Origin of the sequence: Pontibacter liquoris (genome assembly GCF_022758235.1) — a bacterium.
GTDB lineage: Bacteria > Bacteroidota > Bacteroidia > Cytophagales > Hymenobacteraceae > Pontibacter > Pontibacter liquoris.
Window position 1 is genome coordinate 398,861 of record NZ_JALEBG010000003.1, and the last position, 23,968, is coordinate 422,828.

Below are 23,968 nucleotides of genomic sequence, written 5' to 3' on the forward strand. Positions count from 1 at the left end.
TATCACTCCCCGGAGTGCTTACTTATATTCCTTGATAACCGGAAACTCTGTTACCCGAAGCGTGGTGCAACCATAAGGTATGAGGGTCAGTTCTACTTCGGGCATTTCCTGGATTGCTGATATGCCATAAATCATCCGGCTATAGGGCTGCGGTCCGGCCATCTCGTTGTACAGGTTCCAGAAAGGCAGTTGCTTGCCCTTCACCTTTATCTCGATCGGGGCACCAGCCAGGTTCCAGGGGTAGGCATTCTTGGTCTCTTTCTTTATTACTGTAAAAACTTCCTGTGTCTTCTCCTTCGGAAAGTCCAGGATGCCATAGTTCCAGTTGGAGGCCGGCTTCACCTCAAAGTACTCTTTGCCAAACCGGCCCGGGTCATCGGTTATCGGTTTCTTGTTCCAGGTTTCTTCCACTTTCAGCGCGTAGACCAAGGGCCCACGCTCCACGGCCATGGCGTTCTCATACCAGGTGCTGGTTTCAATGTGCATCGGCAGATCAAGCGTTACCACATCGCCCGACTTCCAGGTCCGGTTGATGACGATAATGCTGTTAGGTTTTACCTCGCCCGACCAGGGCTTGCCGTTGATGGCTACTTTGGCGTTTTTGCTCCAGGATGGGATTCGTACATGGAAGGGAAAGGCTACTTTCTTCTGCTTGCCTTCTATAGCCAGCTTAAAGGTGATGGCTTCGGTAAACGGGTAATTCGTTTCTTCCGTCATCTTCACCTTCACGCCGTCCCCTACTTTGGCCCTCACCTCGCTGGGCGAAAAAACCAGGGCGGCAAGTCCGTTATCCTTGGTGGCATACCAGAGGTTCTGCGTAAATTTAGGCCAGCCCTGGTGCATGTTGGAGGTGCAGCAAGGATAGCCTGTGAGTAACCCATACACCAGGTCTGTTTCGCCATGATTGATGTCGAAGTTTCGGGGATGGCGGGAAACGTGCACCTGATTTACCTGCTGGAAATACTGGCGGACCATGAAATCATCTGACACCTGGGTTGGCAACGTATTGAAGGCGACCCGCTCCAGATGATCGGCAAACTGTAGGTCACCTGTGATCTCCATCATCTTCTCCAGGGAGAACATCAGCTCCACCGCCGAGCATAGCTCAGAGCCCTGCGTGGGGTTGTTTCCGTGCAGCGCCTCGTCCGCACCATACATCCCCTGTGGCTGCCCATGAAACTGGCGGATATCTGCAAAGGCTTTTTTAACGGCTTGCAGGTACTTTTCTTCGGGTTGCTGCTGGTAATAAATCACAGGCTCCTTTATACCCTGGGCAAGATTAACCCCATGTATGGTGTTAATGCGCGTCAGGTCGTCCCTGTTCAGGAACATGTCCACATAATCGTATCCTTGCTTGTGCAGCAGGTTTGCCAGATCTAACAGATGCTTTTCGCCGGTAATGTTATAGAGCCAGTAAACTGCCTGCAGGTTATCTGCCGAGCGGTACTCCGCCCAGAACGACCAGTTGCCCAATGGTTTTTCTGGCAGCGTTTTCAGCTGGTACTTAAAATAGTTGCTCATCAGCTTGATCACCCGCTGATCTCCGGTGGCAGAATAGTATTGCTGCAGCACTTTGAGCATCACCATTTTGGGCCACCAGTCCTGCGCGTTATTGCGCTGAAGGCCTTTCTCAGGCCCGTAATCTGTGGCCGGGCCAAAATAACCGTCTTCCCGCTGGCTGTTTATACTCCACTCGATCCAGGGCTGCACTTTCGCCTTCAGTTCCTGGTCATCCAATATGTAGGCCAGCGGCAGCAGTCCGTCAATCCAGTAGGGGCCACGCTCCCACTGATCACCGTCGCCGCCAAGCCAGCCGTTCCGGGGTCCCATCACCTGTGGGTATAACTTGTCTAACTGTCCGCTGGCGCCGTTCTTCTGCCGCAGGAGCATCTCGTGCAGCCACCCTTTAGGCTTGATGCTGCCCAAGGGCAGCTCGATGTATGTTTTTGGTTGAAGCGGAGCTTTGTTATTAGTATAGTTTTGTGCTTTTGCCTGGCCAACAACCATCCAGGCCATTAATCCTATAGCCAATATTCTTTTCATTAAGTTGTAATATGATAGTGTAATGATTTATTTACTGCTATAGCTTATCTGACCAGCAGATAATCAAGCCCGAAGAAGGCTGTTTTCTTTTCATTCGGCCTGGCCTTGAGCACCTCCACTTCAACTGTGTTCCTCCCCTTGTGCACCTGAAAGCGACCTAGATCCTGCGATTCCACCCTAACCTTGTCGCTGTAAGCATCGATCACCTTTGCGCTCTGCTTTCCATTCACGCTGACCCTGAATTTTCCGTAATCCGGTGCCTTTGTTAGCTGCGCTGCGATCGTATATTCCCCCGCCTTGTCTGACACAAAGGCAAGTGTAAGCTTGTCGCCTTCCTTCGTGTCCTGCCAGAAAACCTGCATGTTGTCACTCCAGTTATACTTCTTGGTGTTCTGGTAGCGGAAGTTTCCGCCGGTAGCATGCTCATAGATCATGTGCTCGCCCTCGATTTTACCTGCAGCGACAACCGGTGAGATCAGGTCGGAACGCTTCAGCACCACCGGCTCCCTGGCATCTTTCACATCCGGGGCAATGTTGGCCTTACCGCCGGGCAGCATGTAGTAAAAAGAAACAGGGGCAAAGTTGATGTGGGCACGTGTCCAGTGCCACATCTCCATATCGAATCTGAGAGAACTGGTAAATGGGATGGCGTCCAGGCTTCTCAAACGCATGTTCACCGTATAGCCTGGCACAAAGTTGCCGCTTCCGTCGGGCTGCGCAATGAAGGGATGGTTGGAGAACCGCTCCGGACGACACCACGCATAGCCATAATAATCTTCGGTGCCCGTGCCCACATGAGAGGGAAACTTCTCCCCGTCAACGTATACTTTTTCATCCCCCTCTCCCCACCAGGCATATACCGTGTTAAAAAGCGAAATAGCGTCTCCGACATAGGTTCCTTTACCATTTACCTGCACATAGTTAATGTCAAAAGGATCGCCACCCCCTTCGTTGTTCTTCATTTCGCCTGTAAACAGGTTGGTAAACTGATGCCAGCTGGCGCCGAAATGCATACTTCTCTCATCCCATTTCCAGGGGCTGGTCAAAATATCTCCCTCGGCTTTTACCGGAAAATCGGCCAGGTTGCGCAGGGTCAGTTTTGCTTCTTTCTCAAAAGGCATCACCCACCAGGCTGAAAGCATCCCACTTACCGTATCTACTTGCGTGTACCAGGTGTTAGAGGCGCGCAGCTGATAGCCTGTTCCGAAGAAATCCCCCACCGGACACCAGACCGTTCTATCGCCGTCAAAGCTTATCTCCAGGATTGTACTCCGCAGGGCCTGCGCCAGGTTGTCTGCCGACAACTTTATCTGGATCTTCCGGACGGCATTCGGGCCGGCTGCAAGTGGCACCTCAACGGTTTTGCCGGCATTTATTTCAGCACTTATCGGAAAGGAGGCGGTCTTTAACTCTTCCATGCCCCGGTCCCTGGCACTTAGCTTTTGCTGAACTGTTTCGAGGGTCTTGTTGGCAGCTGCGGTTTCTGCCATCGTAAAGGTTTTTACCCGGGCATTTTTATAGGTGCGGTAGTTGATGTTGTAGTATACAGATTCCCCGCCCGTCTTCGCGCCTGCATCCTGAATGTTGTTGCTTTCATAGGTGATCTTGCAGCTTTTGGCATAAGGGATGGGCAAGTATAAATTGTGCCCCCTCATTTTATAGTCCGTTGCATTGCTTACAGAGGTTGCCAATGGGCCGTTTGTCAGCACGGTGCCACTGAGCACATCAACAGCCGGGGCTGCGATCACCGGTTCTTTACTTCCATCCAGGTAAAAGCGAAGGATGCCTCTGCCACTGTTTTCCCCGTCAAATGTCATCCAGAAACGCACCACAGCACCCGGCCCCAGCGTGTCGAACATCACATACTCTTTGCGGCCGTCTGTAAGCTCCTGGCGGATGAACATGGAACGGTCCCAGTTGGCAAACCAGGTCGAGTCGCCGGGCTTTACCATGGCCCGGTCGTAGCTGCTGAACTGCGCCAGGGTATACTCCGGGAAAGGGTAACGGGCCAGCGCCTCCCGGTCCGCCATCTCCTGCAACAGGGTGTTGAACGTGATCTCACTTTCGCCCGTGCCTTTTTTAACAGAAGCACACTGGCTCAGGAGCAGGCAGATAAAGGCCAGAAAGAAAGTATGAACGGGTATGAGTTGTTTTTTCATTTTGCCAGGGGTTTTTTCTCGTAAGTATCCAGCATCATTCTGTTGATAATGCCCGCCCAAATGTAGGTGCGGTGGTAGCCGCCCCAAGCCTCGTCGGGGCTGTAAAACTCCCAAAGGTTGTGGTCCTTTTTCAGCACCTCCGTCATGCCGGAAGCTACCCGGTCTACCAGTTCCTTTGCTTCCTGCTTATAGCCATAGTCGATTAGTCCCCGCATGATCAGATAATCCCACTCTACCCAGACAGGTCCGTTCCAATAGCCTTTTGCATTATAATAGGGATCTTTGGCCGACAGAGAAGGTACCCCGTACGGGCGCCAGAATTGCTCCGGGTCTGTTAGCTTGCTTACCAGCCGCTGTGCCTGCTGCTTTGAGGCAATGCCGGCCCAGAGCGGAAGGAAACCGATGATCTCATCGCGCTTCAGGTCGTTCTCTTTCTTGAACGTGAACCGGTGAGTGCCTTTATCCACATTGTAATAAAAGCCATTTTCCTCATCCCAGAAGGTTTTATTGATCAGGGCAGCCCGTCGTTCATGGTCCGCTTTCCAGTGGTTGGCCTCCTCTTCCAGCCCCAGCTTCCGGGCCATGGCTTCCAGGGATTTGGCTTCCATTACCAGCATGCAGTTTAAATCAAGGCTTTCGAAGTTGGCGGGGTATCCCACCTCATCCCAAACAGCCACCAGAGCATCCCGCACAGACTCAAGAATGGCTTCTCCTCCCCACTCGCATAATCCGTCCTTGTCGCTATCCCGGTTACGGACATAAAACTCGAAGAACTTTTTTGAGGACCCATACATGTCTTTCAGAAACGCCTCATCTTGTGTGATCCGGTAAATCTCCCAGTTTAGCCACGAGTACCAGGGAGCAGAAGAAGTAAGCTGCCCGTTATATTCAATGATCTCATCCAGGTAGGCGCCTGTGCGGTAATTGATGTACCCGTTGGGATATTGCCGCTGCAGGTAAACGCGTTGCGAGTTCATGGCGCTAACCGGATCGATATAGGCATAGGCCAGCATGGTTATACTTTCATGGAATACCTGCCCCCCATGCCCCCAGCCCCAGGTAGGCTCACGCGAGAAGACATAATAGTTATAGTCTGATTTTCCTTCTGCCGGATAGAAGACCTGCCGCATCATATTGCTGGCGCTCCAGTAAAGGGCTGTTTTTTCCGGGTTATCAAATTCCGGCGCCGGGGCTTTCGCGAACAGCTGCTCATTATACTTTAGGTAGCTCGTCAGATCCTGTGCAAGCAAGGCTTGCGCCTCCTGCATCAGCTTCTTCCCGTCCTCCTTCTTCGGGGCCACGGCCCGCACGATCCGGAGCTGTCTCGGTTTGCCTGGCTTCAGTTGCAATTCCTTGCAAAAAGCAACGACCTTGGCATACGTTGCCCCCGAAGCAGGCTTGATGCCGTCCTGCACATAAGCCTCGAAAACCGTTTTAGGCAGGTTGTTCACTTCCGGAGAATGAATACTCATCTGGTCTCCGTCATGCACAACCACTACATAGCCATAAACGCCGTTTGCTCTTAGGTGAGTGTCTGTATAAGAGGTGACTTGTATGCGGTCCGCCACCCGTTTGTATACCCCTTCGGGATAGTCTCTGCGGTACACCGAATAGCGCACGCCGGCTTTAACCGGCTGCCAATGCAGGGCCACAGCGCCCGAAGTAAGCGTCACGGTTGGCTCGCCCACGGATGGCGGCAAAATCTGCTTCTCCAGATGCACGTCGGCCCGCTGTGTTTTCCCGTCCAGCACGCCCGATGTAACACCGCTCATGCCGTTGCCATACTGTGCGGCAATCGTATACTTCTTTGCTGACGGGTTGAGAAGGGCTGTTTCGAGCCGGAAGTATCCGCCGTTATCAATCACAGGCTGCGCTTCGCCTAGAACAGGGCTTTTTTCGGTGATCATCTGCGCGTAATCTGCATTTACAAAGAGCTGCAGCCTGACGGTTTTACCGGCATCCGTTATGCGTACTTTTCCCGGCAGATAGGTTCTCCCGTTTACCTGCAAGGTCGTTTTACCTGCTAAATCAACTGTAAAAGGAATAACAGGGGCTTCGTTGTGCTCACTACTAAACGAGCCTGCAAAGGCCGGTTTTTCGGAGATCAGAAAGACATTCTGTATGCTATCGGTAAAAGGAAGTGCATGACTCAGCGTCCATCCATCCGGGTATTCTTCATGATCAAAGGTGATCATCTTTCCCGCTGTGCGGACATTGCGGAAGGCGCGGTAGCTGTTGCGCATAAAAGGCACTACCGATAGTGTGGCCTTTGACCTGGTCTCGTTGTAAACTTTGATATCAAGCAGGGCAGCGGTAGAACTGTGAACGGCAAAAAAAGCTTCTACTTTGATTCCTTGAAAGGGGTAGAACTCATACCTTACCATATCCGGGTAACTGCCCGTGATGACAGGTGCTTTATACATGTCCTTCACTTTGTATACCCACTTATTTTTTAACTTAAAGCCAAGTCCAATATCTCCGCCGGTGTCCGTTATAAAATCTACACCCAACGAGTCGGCATAATACCTGAACTCATAGCCTTCGTCCAGCACAAAATTGGAGCGCTCCATGGCCGCCGCATAGGTAGCGTAAAGCGGGAAATCTTTCGTGGCCTTCAGGTTGGAGAGGTATGGCTTTTGGCCGTAGGAGGGCAGGGCAACCAGAAAAAAGATAACAAGTTGGATAAGGGTCCTTCGCATCAGGGAGCAGTATTGGTTTTGGTAAAAAGATAAGAAACCGCCGGCAGCTTATCGGGTGCTTTTAAGTTTCTTTTTCAGGAGGCTTTCCTTCTTTAAGGCAGCGTTATAATCCACCACGTAATACCACCAGTTGTTCAAATGGCCATCTGCTGGATTGATCCCTGCAAAATGAGGAATGTGCCGGTACCACCAGGACATGTATCCCAGGTGCGAACAGTCCCACTCCGCACAGGTCACTTCCCGCGGCTCCACTGCTGCAAGCGCGGGATAGCTGAACCACGCATCAGCATATGTTTTTACTGGAGCCGGGTTCTTCCAATCATAGTCCTTTAGCCCGTTTGGTGGAAAATGGATGTTGCCAATATAAGCCTTCCCGGGCGTGATTTTGTCATAGGAGGTAAAGATCTCCCAGTTGTTCAGGTCTTTTGCCTTGTGGTCCCAGCGGCCGTATACCTGCCGCATAATAGACTCGAAACGATGTCCGTAGCTTTCCAGCGCAAGCGACATATCCCGCTCATAGTTCAGGGCCATGATGGTTAAAAGCTCATTACAGGAGGTGTTCTGCACGGGATCAGAGTTGAGCCAGAAGGCGTTTTTCCCCGCGAAAGTAGACTCCCAGGCACCCCCGTAGGGAAAAGTCCATACCCATACTTCGTTGATCTGGCCTTTGTCCCGCATGTCGCAAAACCCGTAGTGTTCGATCAGCTTGTTGTAGTCGAATTTGGTGTTCTCCTTTTTTAAAGTGGCCCAGTCCGGCTCAGAAAGCAATTTAACCATCTCGTCCAGGCTGAGAAGCCTGTCGCTGTTTTCGAAACGGGTAAAAAGCTGGCTGTCATCATACACGTTTACGATCTGGTAGTTTACTGCACCGCCACTAAGCGAATTAAGGCTATCCCGGTAATCTATCATGAGCTTTCTGGGATCCTGCCACTTATACCGGTTGCCTGGGGAGGTCAGCACTTCGTGCATCCGCTTATTGCCCATCGATGGAATTCTGGGATCCTGAATGACAACAGCCACTTTCACGGTAACAGGTTCGGCCTTCGGGTAAGAAGACTGCCCATTTGACCCAACGGCGCAAAACAGTATAAAAAGGCAGGTATAGATTACTTTATGCATGATAATTTATTCAGGGGTAGCACTTGATTTTTAGGAGACGCCAAGCTTCGGCACGATCGTTCATGCCGGTTAGCACATCTTACTAAGCGGCATGACCTCGCCGGGCGAGGAAAAAAGTGAGTACCCGTGCTCAGCAGTAAAGCTGAACACAGGTAGTCTCCATTCTAACAACTCACCTTAATTTTTTGACACCCAGAAGAGGGTCTCGCCATCGTTCTGAAGCATATAGGGCGTTTGTGCGGTCAGCGTCACATCCGCTATGCTGATGGTTAAGTAATTCACGCCTTTAACAAACTTATCTTTCCCAAAAACTGCCTCGCCCTTTGCATCTGTTATGGCCTGCGCAACAAGGTTTAATTCTCCTGCCCTATCCTGCTCAGACGCATATACCTTTACAGTGGCCCCTTCAACCCTGGCGTTCCGGTCAGTGCCGTTATGCACCACAACATGCAGTTCAGGGGGTGTTATGGAAATAATTTCCTCATCCATATCACGTTCGCAGCTGCTAACAGAAAGAAGCATTAGGAAAGCCATTAACATATGGCTGATTTTTGTAAAGAAACTTTTATAGCTGTTCATCATCTTCGCTTTTAAGTTTTGAATGGATTTTAAAACAATGGCAGAAGCTTACTTTTCATTTCCGATACCACCGAAAGTATAAACGCTCTGCCCATGCTGTATCAGCTCATCAGCCGGTATCGGGAAATGATATGCTGAGCCGGGCATCAGTTGTCCAAGGCGGCGCTTATCATAAAACCCAAGGTTCAGCCACACCAGGTCAGACTCTACATAGCGCTCGTAAAACAGCTTTTCCATCAGGTCGCTGTCGCTGTCGGTGGCAGGTGGCAGGTGGCCCTTGCCTACCCTGGACCTGTTGATCAGTTCAGCAGCCCCGCTTTCTCCCAATCGTATCTTCGCTTCGGCCAGGTAAGTGTCATTTTCTACCTGTAAGTAATGGTCTACAACGCCCTGCTCGGTTCGTACCACATCCTGATAACGCGTATACTTATACTCGCTAAGGATATACCAGCCATACCCAGGGCGGCTTACCCGGCTTTGCGCAAACCAGTTGTTGATATTGGAATAAGTGAAGTACTCGTTAAGGCGCGCGTCTGGCGAGTTTGTTACCGGACCAAGCGACATCACACCTTCGGGCCAGGGATACTTTGCAGCAGGATCGGAAGGGGCCATCATGTTGATCACCTTCTGGTTCACCCGCATCCAGTCGTAGTCAAACAGGGCAAAGTGGTTCATGCCATTGTCCCGGCTAATTACTTTGCCGCGCCAGCCCTCATCGTAGCGAACTTTAAAGTCGCTGGTGATGCCTTTTTCTGCATAGCTTTTCACTCTGCTCCAGTCGATCACGGCCGCTTCTTCAGGCGTGCGGGGTGAGTTTGCCAGCAAACGCGCCCCCATGGAGTTGGCAAATGCTATCAGGTCTGCTTTTGTAAACATGACGCCCGGCATGACCTCCTCCGGGTCCGGATCATCGATGTCCTGCTCTAACAGGGCGATGGCTTTGTCTATTCTGTCCAGCGAAAAAGCGATCAGTTCCTGGTAGCTTTTGGTGTTCGCCTGGTAATCAAATTCTTCGGCGCTTCCGCTGTCTTCTGTAAACAGGTAGGCTTTGTCGTAGAGCAAGGCGATGTTTCCGTAAAGCATGGCCTGCAACAGGTACCCGTGTGCCTGAATGCGTTTGGTATAGTCTTTTTTGTCGATGATGATCTTAAACTCCGGGTCCTGGAGCGAGCGCAGCACGTTGGTGACAATCGGAACGCCGGAGTAGTAGTTATACCAGGCCCCGAAGTTGATGATGATGACCGGGTCAGGTGTCTGGGAGTTGAACAGAGGGGTCCGTGGCCTGAACCACATCGTTCCCGATCCCCAGCTGGCGGTGCCGGCCGTAACGATGTCTGCACTGGCAAACCCGATGGCAGGGCTGGCAGCAATGCTGGCATTATACCAGGCACCGTAGCCGTTCTTGATCTGCGCAAAGTACTGGTCCTTCAGGTCCGAGGTCTGGGGCTGGTTCTCGTTTTTAACGTTAATGTCTTCAAAAACATCCGAGCATGAGCTAGCTATAGATAAAACACATACCAGGACAGCATATTTAAAATATCTTAAAATTCTCATGTCAGTTTATTTTTGAAAGTTGAAAGAAATGGAGCCGCTCACGGTTTTGAAAGTAGGGTATGAATCGTTCGAGTCGAATTTAAACACATTCGTGTCAACACCTTCTTTGCCCATACCAGACTCCGGATCGAAGCCCGGATACTTGGTGAACGTTAACAGGTTGCGCCCAATAATACTGAAGCGGACATTATGAAACCCATACTTCTCCAACCCGGCAATGTCGTAGCCCAAAGACACTTCCCGCAGCTTGACAAAAGTGGCATCAAAGATCAGGTTATCGTTATCCCAACCCAGCAAACCGCCTTCCTGACCGCTGTTATCCAGGTATTTCAGAGGCTTCACTTCGTTCCAGGGTTTGCCCGACTGATCCAGAAACTTTGGTTCGGTTGTGTACCTGACAGAGTGGTTGTATACCTTGCCCCCCTGCTGCCATGCAATCAGGCCGTACAAGGAGAACTTCTTGTAGCGGAAGGTATTGGCCAGGTTTACATTAAAGTCGGGGGTGAAATTAGCGGTAGGTAGCGCCACAATGTTGCCCTTGTCGTCTCTTACCTTCACGGCCTTCTCGTTCACGGTGCCTATTTCGGTTCTTCGAACCACATACCCCTGGTTGTTCAGCACAAACACATCGTTCACATCCGTTCCGGCGGGCACCTGGTTGCGCACCTCATCCAGGCTTCTGGCAAATTTGTCCAGGTATAAGGTTCCGAACTCAATCCCTTCTTCAATCCTGAAACGGGTGCCATTCAGGTAGTAAGGCTCACTGTCCAGCTTGCTGATCTTTTGTCTGATCTTGTCAAAAGTTGCTGACGCTTCCCAGCTGAAGGCCTCATTTTTGATGATTTCGCCGCCCAGGCTCATTTCAAAGGCATGCGACAGCACCTCTCCGGCATTCTGCCATCTGTACGGCGCACCGGCAAGCGCCGGAAGCGGCACTTTCAGAATCTGGTCTGTATTCCGGGCTCTGGAGTAGTTCATGCTGAAGTTAAAGCGGTTGAGGAAGAAGATATCCGTGCCGGCTTCAAACTCCTTGGAGAAGGAGGGCTTGAGGTATTTGTTACCCAGGGTGTATTGCGAAGAGGTAAGTCCGTTCTCCAGGGTATACGTCTCGTACTGCGCCTCAAAGGGAGGGCGCAAACCTGATACCCCGTAAGAAGCCCGCAGCTTCCACTCCTGAATCCCGTTGATCTTGAAATCCTGTGTTACACGCCAGGCACCGGCCACCCGGTAGAAGATCTGGTTACGTACTTCCGGACCGAATCTGGAGGAAGCATCTCTTCTCACCAAAGCGTCCAGAATATACTTGTCCTTGAAATCTATCATGGTCAGGGCAGCAAGGTTGTTTGCCACTGTTCTGGAAGCAAAAGAGCTGGCATACTTGGTTGCCGCCAGGTCGATGGTAGTAAGCCCCATGCCTGTTACACCCAGGTCGGTACCGCTTGCGCTCAGGTAGCTGTTGTTTTCCGACTCGTACATATACTGCCCCTTGAAACGGGTGTTGAAATCACCGTACTGTTTGAAGAACGACCCTTCCAACTGCACTGTCTGGCTCCTGCCAATGGCATTGCTTCGGGAGATACTGCCTTTGCTGGGATTCAGATTATAATCCAGGCGGCCTTTGGGGCTTAGGTAAAAGCTTTCGGAACGGGTGCGGTCAGTACCGTAAGAACCCTCGAAAGACAGAAATTCCAGCGGACGGTATTTCAAAGCAAAAAAGCTCAACATACGCTCTGAACGCGCATCGTTTACTGAATTAGCTATATTGTAAAGGGGATTCGCTGCCTGCGCAATCGTGTTTACATTTACCTTGTAGGGGCTTCCATCCTCGTTCTGCGCGTAAAGATCAGCGTTAGGGTCTGTATTCATCAGTTGCCCAAATACGCCCGATGCCCGGTTATCAGCTAATGATTGTGCATATAAGTTGGAGGTCGTGAAATCGAGCTTATCGGTCAGACTATAATCCAGGTTTAGCTTTACGTTTGTTCTGTCCAGGCCTTTCACCAATTTCACTACGCCTGCCTCATCTGTCATTTCAATGGAAGAGTATGCTGATAGGCGGTTATTAGTGGAGTTCCCTTTGAAATACAGGTAGTTTGTGAGATAGCTACCCGGATTGAAGAACTGCTTTACGTTATCGTAAGTTTTGGGGTATACATTGTCCACTATCTGGTCATCAGCCCCCACATTGGTTACTTCGGGCTCACCGGTTTCCTCATTGTTCTTGATGATTCTGTTGGTGGCAGAAGATTTCTCAGGAACAAAGCCCATAAAGCTGCGGCCATACTCGCTACGTACCCCTATCTCGGTCTTGCCTGCCGCCAGGGAGTTGCCCCGCTTGGTAATGATGCTGATAACACCGTTGGCAGCCCTGGAACCATAAAGCGATGATGCTGCAGCTCCCTTCAATACTTCCATCGATTGGATATCCTGTACGTTAATGTCTGCCAGCCCTCCGGTTGTTAAAACACCATCTACAATAACAAGGGGATTGGAAGAGCCGAAAATGGTCTTCACCCCCCGCAACTGTATGTCACTCTCGGAGCCGGGCGCCCCGCTGGTTTTGGTAATCTTTACACCGGCAACCTTCCCCTGCAGTGCCGCTGCCGGGTCAGTGCCAGGTACTTTTTGCAAGGTTTCAGCATCAACCTTTGTGACTGCAAAACCTAGCTTCTTCTTTGGTGTGCCCGTGGCAACACCTGTTACAATAACTTCATCCAGGGCTTTGTTATCCGGTTCCAGGCTCACCTTAAACTGCGCCTGGTTTCCGATAGGTATCTCCTTTGGCACATACCCTACATAGGATACAACCAAAACATCCGACGACTTGAAGTCACCGGTTAACCGGAACTCTCCATTCGCATCTGTGGACGTTGCTAAATCTTTCCCTTTGATTCTGGCAACAGCACCAGGCAATTTATCCTGACCAGCTGTTACCACCCCTGCTATTTGCCTTTGCTGAGCAAAGGCTGTTGTTACAGACAGGATCATGAAAAAAACAGAAGTAACTGTGAGTAAAAGTTTTTTCGCCATAACTCTCATGTTTTATTTAATCAAATATAGTCTTTTGATTATCACTTTTAACATATGGATATATGACTAATTGAAGATAACGTTTCCGGTAACGTTTGCAGAGCACGCATTGCAAGATCTTTTTTTTGCAATTGTTTGATAATAGTTTTACAATCATCATTATTGTCAAACAATCTACCAGGAGCACTCTCGCTATTCCGCTCAGCTATCAAAAACGATCTTAGTCGATTGCTCACCCTACTACCAACAGAAAATGTTAAATAAACAAGTCACAATCAAAGATCTGGCGCGAAAGCTGAGGCTTTCTGTATCCACTGTTTCCCGTGCCTTGCGAGATGTACAGGATATTAACCCGGAAACAAAAAAGCAGGTGCTTGCCCTTGCTCAGGAGCTTAATTACGAACCGAATTTCATTGCAAGAAGCCTGGTGAATAAACAGACTAAGGTTATCGGGGTGGTATTGCCAGTAATTGCGGCCCGTTATTTTGCAAACGCGCTGTCTGGCATGATGGAAGCTGCTGATGCTAAGGGCTACCACATTATGTTCTGCCAATCAGACGAATCGCCCGAGAAGGAGGCAATTCGCATCAAGAAGTTGGTTTCTATCCGAATTGACGGTTTACTTGTGTCCGTTTCTAAAAGTACCAGCGATGTAGAGACTTTTCGGAAAGTGCAGCAACGAGGGATACCCGTTGTTTTCTTTGATAGGGCACTTGAGGATATTGAGGCCACAAAAGTTACGGTCAATCAACATGAGGGCGCATTTCTGGCGGTGGAGCATCTGATCCAGAGGGGAAGTACAAAAATAGCACACATTGCAGGCCCTAAGCACCTCTCTATTGCTATTGACCGCATGAACGGATATATAGATGCCCTAAAAAAGTATAACCTCCCAGTTAATAACGAATATATTTTGCATTGCGAAGATTTTCAGTTCGATGCGATGGAAAAGATTCATGCTTTATTCAACCTTGATGATAAGCCGAATGGCATATTTGCCGTTAATGATTCCATTGCCATTCTATGCATCAAATACCTGAAAGAGCTGGGATACAGAGTACCAGAAGATGTCGCTGTAGTTGGCTATAATAATGATCCGGTCAGTGAAGTGGTCTATCCGCCATTAACAACTGTTATGCAGCCAAGCTTTGAGGTTGGGAAACTGGCCACACAACTGCTGATTGATGAAATTGAGCAAAAGTCCAGTACTTTTCATCAGAAAGTTCTGAGTAGTGAACTTATTGTTCGATCTTCTACTTGAAAGAGAACATAAAATACTCAGTCGTATACCTCTGTTTTGCCCGGACACTGTTAAGTATTAAGCGAATGTAGTTACTCCGAAGCTTCACCCATATTTGCATATCATACCTGGGCAAAGCCTTTTATTGCTCAAATCTTATTTGCCTACATTTTTAAACGCAGTTAGTTGCGCTGCGAACTGTTTCTTAACATTATCCTCAAAGCTATCCAGGTAACTTTCTGTGGTCCTCAGATTCGAGTGGCCAAGGGATTCCGATATGAGCTCTATAGGCGCACCTGCACGCTTCAGAACAGTAGAGAAAGAATGCCGGGCCGTATATGTGCTCACATTCTTCTCAATGCCAACTGCGGCCGCTACCCGTTTGATGTACTTATTTATTGTTTTGGTTGCATGCTGAATCTTTGCACGTTCCTTCTCGGCTGATAACGCCGGTTCAAGTAACGGAAACACATACGCATCACCGAAAGCAGGTTTATTCCCCCATCTGCTGATAATCTCATCTATTTCCGGGCTTCGCATTGCCGTAATCGCTTTCATGTTTTGCCGGCTGGTCCGCTCCGTCTTGGCCCGGATAAAAGTGATTTTCTCCTCATCGAGTTGCTTGTACTTTAAACGCGCTATATCTTTCACGTTTATCCCGTTGCACAGGTAGGAAAAGATCCACAGGTCCCGTGCACGTGCTTCACTCTCCAAGGCAGGCTGATAAGTGAATATCTTTTCGATGTCTGCTAGTGTCAAGGCTTTCTTCACATTCCGTCCGGAAGGTATCTGGTACTTTCTTTTGCCAAACGGATACAACGCAGCGTTCACCTCTCCATCTGCGATAGCATTGTTATAGATAGCCCGAAGTGCCCGCAGGTAGATACCGATCGTAGTGATGGAACTGCCGTTTTGAAGCATCCACTTCTCATACCCCATCAGAAAATCTACCGTAACGGCGGAATATGCTAAGGGCTTCCGCTTCTTCAGCAGGGTTTCTCTTTTCTCGATTGCTTTAGCTCTGGATAAGCCCTTGTTCCTGGTGATAGGCTCCTTGTGAATATAAGACAGCAGCGAGAAGCTGGCACTTTCATTACTGCTGGCTGTCCCTACCCTGCCTTCTTTTGCTAGCTTTTTGACTTGCTGTTCAAAGCCTGTAAATACATCATTCTTGGCAGCAGCATTCAGATATTTCTTTTCAAACTGCTCAAATGTGAAGACGTCCAAGTCACGGATGATGCCAATGGCCTTCTGCTCTATCGCCTGAAAAGCAATCTGCAGCTCCTTATATTTCCCTTTTGGTTTTTCAGCCTGAACTTTAGCAAACGCCTCCTCACTTAAGGAATAGCTGGTGTTATAATATCTGCGCTGCCGTTGATAGGTTAGCCTTAACCTTACCGGGAAGGAGCCGCCTTTTAAAGCCCTTCTGGTATCCAGCATGATGGAAGTAAGTACAGGTACCATGTGTGTGCAAATTATTTTATGTGCACACAATTTGCACACAAACACGCAAAATAACAAGAAACAACAGTAAACAAAGAGAAGCAAAAAGTGCCTTAAACAGCCAAAAACACAGTTTTTATAGATATATAAGAACAGCAATAAAACCTATTGTCATGACTACGAATCAGAAGGTTAGGGGTTCGACTCCCTTCGCGACCACCGAAAAAGACCTGTTTACGAAAGTAGACAGGTCTTTTTGTTTGCATGCAATTATCCCCAGCCTAGGTATACTTTCATGAGGTCTGTATCAACCGGCTGCTCTTCACGCCAGCCTATTCGTTCTAAAACACCTTACTAGTCCTAAAGCAGGAAAGCAGGAAAACACTAAAACTCCGTTTTATACTTGACAGGTTAAACAAAAGAGCCGCAGCTTAAACATCTCAGTTTAAACTGCGGCTCTTTTGTTTTCGCCAGAAATTCAAAATCAAAATGAAGGCGCTTTGGCTACAGGAAAGCATAGCTGTTTACCGGCTATCTTAGATCTGCAGCGCCCGAAACAAGTATGAGCTTACCGGATCAGCCCCACTCCTACCGTGGCATTCGTTTGCTCGTCGATCAGGATAAAGCTGCCATTGGCTTTATTATCCGTAAAGGCATCGTAGAAGACCTCTTTGGCTGTTTTTAGCTGCACATCGGCTATTTCATTCAGGTTGAGCTCTGTTACCGCTGTTTTTGCCTCCAGCGTAACCACATCTATCAGATTGGTGAGGGCACTTGTTTTGGCGCGCGCTATATTTACGCCGTGCTGTACCAGGTAGGTACCTCCCACACGAAGCGGTTTCTTATCCATCCAGCAGATCGTGGCCTCCAGCAGGCGACCTTGCTGGGGCAGCTGGTTTACCGGCACGATCATGTCGCCACGGCTGATGTCCACATCATCTTCCAGCAGAATGCTAACCGATTCTTTTGCCTGGGCTGCTTCTATTTCGCGGCCATACTTCTCTATGCGGGCAATCGTGGTTTGCTGTCCGCTTGGCAGCACCACCACGCGTTCGCCTTTGCGCAGCAAGCCGCTGGCAACCTTGCCCGCATAGGCCCGGTAGTCATGAAACGCTTCTGATTTTGGCCTGATCACATACTGCACCGGGAAGCGGCTTTCTTCTTTTGCCAGGTGCTGCTCCAGCGGGATGTTCTCCAGCAAAGCAAGCAGCGGCTCGCCCTCGTACCAAGGCATGTTTTCAGGATGCGTTGTCAGGTTCTCGCCATACAGCGAGGAGACCGGAATAAAGCTCACCTGTTGCCCCTCGAACATCACTTTCTCAGCAGAACGCATAAACGCGTCCCGGATCTCCTCAAACCTGGCCTGCGAATAGCCCACAAGGTCCATCTTGTTGACACACACCACCACATGCGGGATGCGCAGCAGGCACGAAATATAAAAATGCCGGAAGGTTTGCTCTACCACGCCATTGCGGGCATCCACCAAAATCATGGAGACATTGGCATTAGAGGCGCCGGTAACCATGTTGCGGGTATACTCGAAGTGGCCCGGCGTGTCGGCAATGATAAACTTTCTGGCCGGCGTGGCGAAATAAATATGCGCCACATCGATGGTGATACCTTGCTCCCGCTCCGCTATCAGGCCATCAGTCAGCAGCGAAAGATCGGTGTAGTCGAGGCCTTTCTTTTTGCTGCTGGCCTCGATGGCCTGCAGCTTATCTGTTGTAATTGAATTTGTTTCGAACAGGAGTCTGCCGATCAGCGTGCTTTTGCCGTCATCCACACTACCTGCGGTTGCTATTTTGAGAACTTCCATACCTTAAAAATATCCGGTTTGCTTTCTTTTTTCCATCGCCGCTTCCGAGCGCTTATCATCTATCCGGGCACCGCGCTCCGACACGGTAGCACTTAAGATCTCTTCTATGATGTGGTCGATCTCCACGGCAGTAGATTCTACAGCAGCCGTACAGGTCATATCGCCCACGGTTCTGAAGCGCACCATCCGGGGCGTTATCGTTTCGTCGGCCATTACCTGAATAAAGGAAGAGAAAGGAAGTAACTGGCCATCCCGCTCAAACGTGGGCCGGAAGTGAGAATAGTAAATGGAAGGTATAGCCAGCTTTTCTTCTTTGATATAGTTCCACACATCCAGCTCGGTCCAGTTGCTGATCGGGAATACCCGCACGTTTTCGCCGTGGCTGATCCGGCCGTTCAACATATCGAACAGTTCCGGGCGCTGCTTTTTGGCATCCCACTGGCCAAAATCATTCCGCACAGAGAAGATCCGCTCTTTTGCCCGGGCTTTCTCTTCGTCGCGGCGGGCGCCGCCAATGCAGGCATCAAAGCCAAATTCCTCGATCGCATCCAGCAGGGTGACCGTTTGCAGCACATTGCGGCTGGCATATTTGCCGGTTTCTTCCACTACTTTTTGCTGGTCTATATTATCCTGTACATAGCGCACGATCAGCTCCAGGCCCAGTTCTGCCACCAGTTCATCGCGAAACTTAATGGTTTCTTCGAAGTTATGCCCGGTGTCAACGTGTAATAAAGGGAAAGGTATTTTAGCCGGATAAAAGGCTTTTTGTGCCAGCCGGACCAGCGTGATAGAATCTTTTCCGCCGGAAAACAGGAGCACAGGCTTTTCAAACTGTGCCGCTACTTCCCTTAAAATATAGATCGCTTCATCTTCCAGTTCTCTCGGAAAAACACCAGCATGTATCGCCATATCCGTCTTATTTTTTAAAGTAATTTGCATGTAGTCCGCACTCTTTCTGGGTTTGCTCCCACCACCACCTGCCGGCGCGTGGCTCCTCGCCCGGAAGGATCGCCCTGGTACAAGGGGCACAGCCTATACTTACATAGCCCTGGTCGTGGAGCGTGTTGTAGGGCACCTCATGCGCTTTCAGGTAAGCCAGCATCTCGTCGAAAGTCCAATTGATGATGGGGTTGCACTTGATGACCTGGAACGCCTCGTCCCACTCTAGCAAACTGAAATTGCTGCGGTTCGCACTCTGGCCGGCTCGTAAGCCCGTTACCCAGACCGACACGCCTTGCAACGCCCGGGTTAGCGGCAGCACTTTGCGGGTATGGCAACAGGCTTTCCGGTTTTCCACAGCATCATAAAATCCGTTTATACCTTGCTTGCTAACCAGTGCTTCCACGTCTTCCGTCCTGGGGAAGTATGGCTCAATTTTGTTGTTATACTTCTGCTCGGTTCGGGCCCAAAGGTCGTAGGTTTCCTGAAACAGGCGGCCGGTATCCAACGAGAAGATTCTGACCGGCAGCTTCTCAGAGAATATGGCATCCGTGATCACCTGGTCTTCCTGGCCCAGCGCTGTGGAAAAAGCAACTTTACCTGGAAACGCCTGCCCTATAAAAGCCAGCATCTCCGATAGAGGCAGCCCGGCGAGCGCCTCAAGCAGCGAGGGTATCTTGTCTTTTAAGCTCATGTACTTGTTTTTTTACTGTAAACCGTTCCCAGACGCGTTCATGCACATAGTAAAGCGCGATCTTACTGAATACCTCAATAGAGCCGATCGAAAAAGCCATCCGGAGTTTACCCGTTATGATATAAGAGATGACGATGGTATCGAATGTGCCTAAGATGCGCCACGAAACGGCTTTCGCCACGCTCTTTAATTTGCTGTCGGTTAGCGGATTGTGCCTGCCGCCAAAGGCTTTTTTCAGGTAGTGATCGAATAGCATAGCGCTCCTTTGAGACCTAAAAGTATATAAAATCTATAAACTTAGTAGGGTAATAAATGAAAAAGAACGCAGAAAGTTAGCTAACTAAATCGCAAGTAGCTGAAATACAGTTATTTGGTTGAAATCAGATCCAGAATGGTTTTATTCTCCACGATACTCAGGCTTTGGTCGCGCACCTGGCACATGATCAGGTGCATGTTGCAGGTGGCTTCATCGGGGCAGTCGGCGCACTTTTCGTAATAGTTCAGGCTAACGCAAGGCAGCCAGGCAATCGGCCCGTTAAGTAAGCGGATCACTTTGGCCAGCGTAACTTCCTCGGGCTTTTTGATCAGGTAATAGCCGCCGCCTTTGCCTTTCTTGCTGCCTAGTATACCGGCCTTTTTCAGGTCGAGCAGGATGCTTTCCAGGAACTTCTGGGATATCTTTTTATTTGAAGCGATCTCCTGTATCAGAATAGCACCTTTCTCCTGGTTTTCGGCCAGGTAACTGAGTGCATGAAAGGCATATTTCGTCTTTTTCGACAACATTAGAAAGTACTGTAATAGGATGAAGTACTGTAATAGGATGAAGCCCGAGCGGCATTCAGGTAATGAAAAGAATACCACTTCAAAGCTAAAAACTATTTCCTTAGGATACCCTTTTATTCGGAAGATTGTGTGGCACTTCTGCGCGAAGGCCGGCGGTAAAAGGCAAAAGCCTTTTGTATTTTAGCAAGGCAAGTTCAAACCAGGCAATAAAATTTTATTTTAATCTTTCAGGGAAAATATTTTAAAAATGTTTTGCATTACAAGAAAATCCGACCTTATCTTTGCAGCATCTTTATCAAGATTTATAAAGAAGAGGTAAGAGAGCAGGCTCCGCGACCCTCTAGCAACCTCCGGTGAAACGGAAAGGTGCTAACTCCTGCCCAGTTTTGGGAACTATAAATTTAAACCAATGAACAAGCAAAACACAACCCCGGTTCTTACCCCCACAGCCTTATTCGCTTCTGCAGCGCCTGCTGCGTTCCTGTGCTGTTGTTGCTGTTAATCTGCCTCTATTTCCTGTAAAGCCATTCTTGCACTGCTCTGTGCCAGGAATGATACGTCTGTTTTTATTTCATACTTACTAACACTCTTTACCATGGGCAATACGCTACCCCAGCTACTGCCGTGCACGTTTGCACCGGCTCCTACTTACAGCAAACGCTTTATTTCCATCCCGGCTATTGCACCGGCGCGCATGCCCCTGCGAATGTGTAGCTGTTGTAGCTAACAGCACGCTGTTGCATTAATCCCTTAAAATAAATTCTTAACCCGCCTTAACCGCAGTCGCCCCGATTGCAGGATGGCAACACTTTGTCCAATTAATAACCGTAATATGCAAAAACAACTCACACATAAATTCGTGCGCCTGCTCCTGGCGCTTGGCCTGTTCCTGGGCCTCGGGGCAGAAGCGTTTGCACAAGACACCTTAACACAAGGTGTGGTAAAAGACGCCAAAACCGGCGAACCGCTGATTGGTGCCCGCGTGCAGGTAAAAGGCACCGACAAGGGCACCGTTACCGGCGTAGACGGCAGCTTTAACCTGGCCGTGGCAAAAGGCCAGACGCTCCTTATCTCCAGCCTGGGCTATACTTTAAAAGAAGTAAAAGCCGATGGCCAGGCCCTGAACGTAACGTTGCTGGAAGATACCAAAGCGCTGGATGAAGTGGTGGTAGTGGGCTACGGCACGCAATCGCAGAAGGCAGTTTCCAGCGCCGTGACGTCTGTTAATCCGCAGGAACTGAAAGGCATTCCGGCGCCATCGCCAGACCAGCTTTTGCAAGGTAAAGCCTCGGGGGTGCAGATCGCGGCTGCCAGCGGCACGCCGGGCGGCGGCATCTTTGTGCGCATCCGCGGCAACACCTCCATCAACGCCAGCAACGAGCCGCTTTATGTAGTAGACGGCGTGTTCATCAACAACCAGTCACTTTCAGGCCTGAGCCTGGGCGGGCAAACCACCAACCCGCTGGCTGACCTGAACCCGGCTGACATTGAAAGCATCGAAATCCTGAAAGACGCCAACGCTACCGCTATTTACGGAGCCCGCGGCGCCAATGGCGTGGTGCTCATCACCACCAAGCGCGGCAAAACAAATGCCGGTACGCGCATCAATTTCCAGACCTACTTTGGGGTAGCAAAAGCGCCGAAGATCTACGAAACCGTAAACGCGCAGCAGGAAGCGGAGCTCATCAACGAAACCCACCTGAACGACGGCGGCAGTCCGGCCACGCTTCCGTTCCGCCCGAAAAGTGAAGGCGGTTTTGGATTGCCGACAGAGCAGACCACGTATTCCCGCATTCCGGATGTGTTCCGGACCGCCAAAACCCAAAGCTACGACCTGTCGGCATCGGGCGGGGGCGAGTCGAACCGTTTCTTTCTGGGCGGCGGCTACTTTAAGCAGGAGGGCATTGTAAAGCCCGCCGCGTTCGAGCGTTTCAGCGGCCGCTTCAACTACGACCACCTGGTAAACGAGCGCCTGACCATTGGCACCAGCACCTCTATCTCGTACAGCAAGCGCAACCAGAGCCGCAACGACGACAGTGCCCAGGGCGTGATCAACTCGGCTTTGTATGTTCCCACTTACTTGCCGGTTTTTAACCAGGACGGCTCCTACGCCCGCCACTCCATTTTTGATAACCACCTGGCCCTGATCGATAACCTCAACATCAAAGGAGAGAGCAGCCGCCTGATCAGCAACGTGTATGGCGAGTATGAGCTCCTGGATGGCCTGACCTTTAAATCAAGCTGGAGCATCGACTACAACGGGTATTCCGACAAAGTATACAACAACACGCAGATCAGTGTGGGCCTGCCGGCTGGTAACGCCAGCCGAGTTGATACGCGCTTAACCTCGCTGCTAAACGAGCAATTACTCACGTATAACAAGCGCCTGGGCGATGACCACTTCCTGAACGTGATACTAGGAAACACAGTGCAGCAGACCAGCTATAATACGCTCTCGCTAACAGGCCGCAACTTCCCGAGCGATGATTTCCAGGAGATCGCCTCTTCTTCGCTGCAGACCGCTTCGACCAACTCGAGCCAAAATGGGCTGATCTCGTTCTTCTCCCGGGCCGGTTATACTTACAAAGACAAGTATAGCATAGACGGCAGCGTGCGGGCCGATGCTTCTTCCCGTTTCGGGGCGTCCAATCGCTGGGGCGTGTTCCCGTCGCTGGGCGCTTCCTGGATCGTTTCCGAGGAAGCCTTTGCCCAGGACCTGCCCTTCGATCTGATCAAGCTGCGCGCCAACATCGGCCTGACCGGTAACCAGAACGGCATCAACGACTTTGCTTCGCTTGGCTTGTGGCGGGCGGGCCGCAACTACGATGGGCAGCCCGGCATCAGCCACCAGCAGCTGGCCAACCCGGACCTGAAGTGGGAAACCACGCGCCAGTGGAACATTGGCCTGGACCTGGCCCTGCTGCAAAATCGACTGAAAGTGGAAGCCAACTACTATAACAAGTATACCAAAGACCTGCTGCTGGAAGTGCCGGTGCCGGAGAAGACGGGCTTCAGCAGTGTGTTCGAGAACCTGGGTGAGATCAGCAACAAAGGTGTTGAGCTTAATATCACCTCTACCAACATCGAACGTGATGATTTCTCCTGGACCACCAGCCTCAACATTGCCCGCAACGTGAACAAGATCGAGAAATTGCCCATCCCCATCAACCAGCACTCCCGCGACTGGATCCGCATGGAAGAAGGCGGTTCGGTGTATGCTTTCTGGGTGTACAAGCAGCTGTATGTGGATCCGCAGACGGGCGATGCCGTGTACGACGATGTGAACAAGGATGGCAAGATCACGGTGGCTGACCGCCAGATCGTGGCCAACGCGGCACCGGATTTCTTTGGCGGCTTGAATAACACCATCCGCTACAAAGCTTTCGACCTGGGTGCCCTGTTCTATTTTGAGTATGGCAACGACATTCTGAACCTGAACCGCTTCTTTATGGAGCACGGCGGTACGCGCAACGGCTCGATCACCTTTCTGCCAGGCCAGCTCGACCGCTGGCAGCAACCCGGCGATGTGACCGACGTGCCGCGCCTGACCAAAACCGGCACCAACTATACCTTGCCCAGCAGCCGCTTTATCGAAGATGGCTCGTTCCTGCGCCTGCGTTCTGTTACGCTGGGCTATACGGTGCCTTCCGAAGCGCTCGGCAAGTATAAGATCGGCAACCTCCGCGTGTATTTGTCGGGCACCAACCTGTGGACGCTCACCAACTACAGCGGCCTGGACCCGGAAGTGAACGTGGCCGGCAACAACCAGAACGTGCGCGGCATCGACCATGCCGTGGTGCCGCAGCCAAGAACTTGGCAGGCAGGCTTAAATGTAACTTTCTAAAACAGACAAAAGCAGCAGGACGCTCA

At 50.4% G+C, this 23,968-nt stretch carries 15 protein-coding genes and 1 riboswitch; of the genes, 2 read left to right on the forward strand and 13 right to left on the reverse strand.

All coding sequences use genetic code 11. The features are described from left to right. Nucleotides 1-18 precede the first annotated feature (18 nt). From LWL52_RS18670 to LWL52_RS18700, 7 genes are all read right to left on the reverse strand, one after another. A complete protein-coding gene (locus tag LWL52_RS18670) occupies nucleotides 19-2,043 on the reverse strand; it encodes a beta-L-arabinofuranosidase domain-containing protein (RefSeq protein WP_242923151.1) in 2,025 nt (674 codons plus the stop codon). Nucleotides 2,044-2,087: 44 nt separating this feature from the next. After that, a complete protein-coding gene (locus tag LWL52_RS18675; protein ID WP_242923153.1) occupies nucleotides 2,088-4,202 on the reverse strand; it encodes a DUF2961 domain-containing protein in 2,115 nt (704 codons plus the stop codon). Beyond that, a complete protein-coding gene (locus LWL52_RS18680) occupies nucleotides 4,199-6,901 on the reverse strand; it encodes an amylo-alpha-1,6-glucosidase (RefSeq protein ID WP_242923155.1) in 2,703 nt (900 codons plus the stop codon). The genes LWL52_RS18675 and LWL52_RS18680 overlap by 4 nt, the downstream gene beginning before the upstream one ends. A 48-nt stretch (nucleotides 6,902-6,949) precedes the next feature. After that, nucleotides 6,950-8,020: a hypothetical protein gene (locus LWL52_RS18685; RefSeq protein ID WP_242923158.1), complete on the reverse strand. Its 1,071-nt coding sequence runs from the start codon at nucleotides 8,018-8,020 to the stop codon at nucleotides 6,950-6,952. Between the two features lie 177 nt (nucleotides 8,021-8,197). Further along, nucleotides 8,198-8,602, reverse strand: coding sequence for a hypothetical protein (locus tag LWL52_RS18690; RefSeq protein WP_242923160.1), 405 nt, complete (start codon nucleotides 8,600-8,602; stop codon nucleotides 8,198-8,200). A gap of 45 nt (nucleotides 8,603-8,647) precedes the next feature. Then, nucleotides 8,648-10,153, reverse strand: coding sequence for a hypothetical protein (locus LWL52_RS18695; protein WP_242923162.1), 1,506 nt, complete (start codon nucleotides 10,151-10,153; stop codon nucleotides 8,648-8,650). A gap of 6 nt (nucleotides 10,154-10,159) precedes the next feature. Continuing rightward, nucleotides 10,160-13,183: a SusC/RagA family TonB-linked outer membrane protein gene (locus LWL52_RS18700; RefSeq protein ID WP_242923171.1), complete on the reverse strand. Its 3,024-nt coding sequence runs from the start codon at nucleotides 13,181-13,183 to the stop codon at nucleotides 10,160-10,162. Nucleotides 13,184-13,436: 253 nt separating this feature from the next. Between LWL52_RS18700 and LWL52_RS18705 the strand changes: the two genes are divergently transcribed. After that, nucleotides 13,437-14,444, forward strand: coding sequence for a LacI family DNA-binding transcriptional regulator (locus LWL52_RS18705; RefSeq protein ID WP_242923173.1), 1,008 nt, complete (start codon nucleotides 13,437-13,439; stop codon nucleotides 14,442-14,444). Between the two features lie 135 nt (nucleotides 14,445-14,579). On the opposite strand, the gene LWL52_RS18710 is transcribed toward LWL52_RS18705, so the two are convergent. The 6 genes from LWL52_RS18710 to LWL52_RS18735 all read right to left on the reverse strand — a co-directional run bounded on the left by LWL52_RS18710 (nucleotide 14,580) and on the right by LWL52_RS18735 (nucleotide 20,098). Continuing rightward, a complete protein-coding gene (locus LWL52_RS18710; RefSeq protein WP_242923175.1) occupies nucleotides 14,580-15,887 on the reverse strand; it encodes a tyrosine-type recombinase/integrase in 1,308 nt (435 codons plus the stop codon). A gap of 547 nt (nucleotides 15,888-16,434) precedes the next feature. After that, on the reverse strand, nucleotides 16,435-17,682 hold the full coding sequence (locus tag LWL52_RS18715; protein ID WP_242923177.1) for a sulfate adenylyltransferase subunit 1: 1,248 nt from the start codon (nucleotides 17,680-17,682) through the stop codon (nucleotides 16,435-16,437). A 3-nt stretch (nucleotides 17,683-17,685) separates the two neighbouring features. Continuing rightward, a complete protein-coding gene (gene cysD / locus LWL52_RS18720) occupies nucleotides 17,686-18,591 on the reverse strand; it encodes a sulfate adenylyltransferase subunit CysD (protein WP_242923179.1) in 906 nt (301 codons plus the stop codon). A gap of 7 nt (nucleotides 18,592-18,598) precedes the next feature. Continuing rightward, nucleotides 18,599-19,315, reverse strand: a complete 717-nt coding sequence (locus tag LWL52_RS18725; RefSeq protein WP_242923181.1) for a phosphoadenylyl-sulfate reductase — start codon at nucleotides 19,313-19,315, stop codon at nucleotides 18,599-18,601. Beyond that, complete coding sequence (locus tag LWL52_RS18730; RefSeq protein ID WP_242923183.1) at nucleotides 19,281-19,571, reverse strand: DUF2061 domain-containing protein; 291 nt, start codon at nucleotides 19,569-19,571, stop codon at nucleotides 19,281-19,283. Before LWL52_RS18730 ends, LWL52_RS18725 begins: the two co-directional genes overlap by 35 nt. 110 nt (nucleotides 19,572-19,681) lie before the next feature. Then, nucleotides 19,682-20,098: an RrF2 family transcriptional regulator gene (locus tag LWL52_RS18735; RefSeq protein ID WP_242923185.1), complete on the reverse strand. Its 417-nt coding sequence runs from the start codon at nucleotides 20,096-20,098 to the stop codon at nucleotides 19,682-19,684. A gap of 299 nt (nucleotides 20,099-20,397) precedes the next feature. Next, nucleotides 20,398-20,500, forward strand: a riboswitch (SAM riboswitch). A gap of 430 nt (nucleotides 20,501-20,930) precedes the next feature. Between LWL52_RS18735 and LWL52_RS18740 the strand changes: the two genes are divergently transcribed. Continuing rightward, complete coding sequence (locus LWL52_RS18740) at nucleotides 20,931-23,942, forward strand: SusC/RagA family TonB-linked outer membrane protein (protein ID WP_242923187.1); 3,012 nt, start codon at nucleotides 20,931-20,933, stop codon at nucleotides 23,940-23,942. The last annotated feature ends 26 nt before the right edge of the window (nucleotides 23,943-23,968 follow it).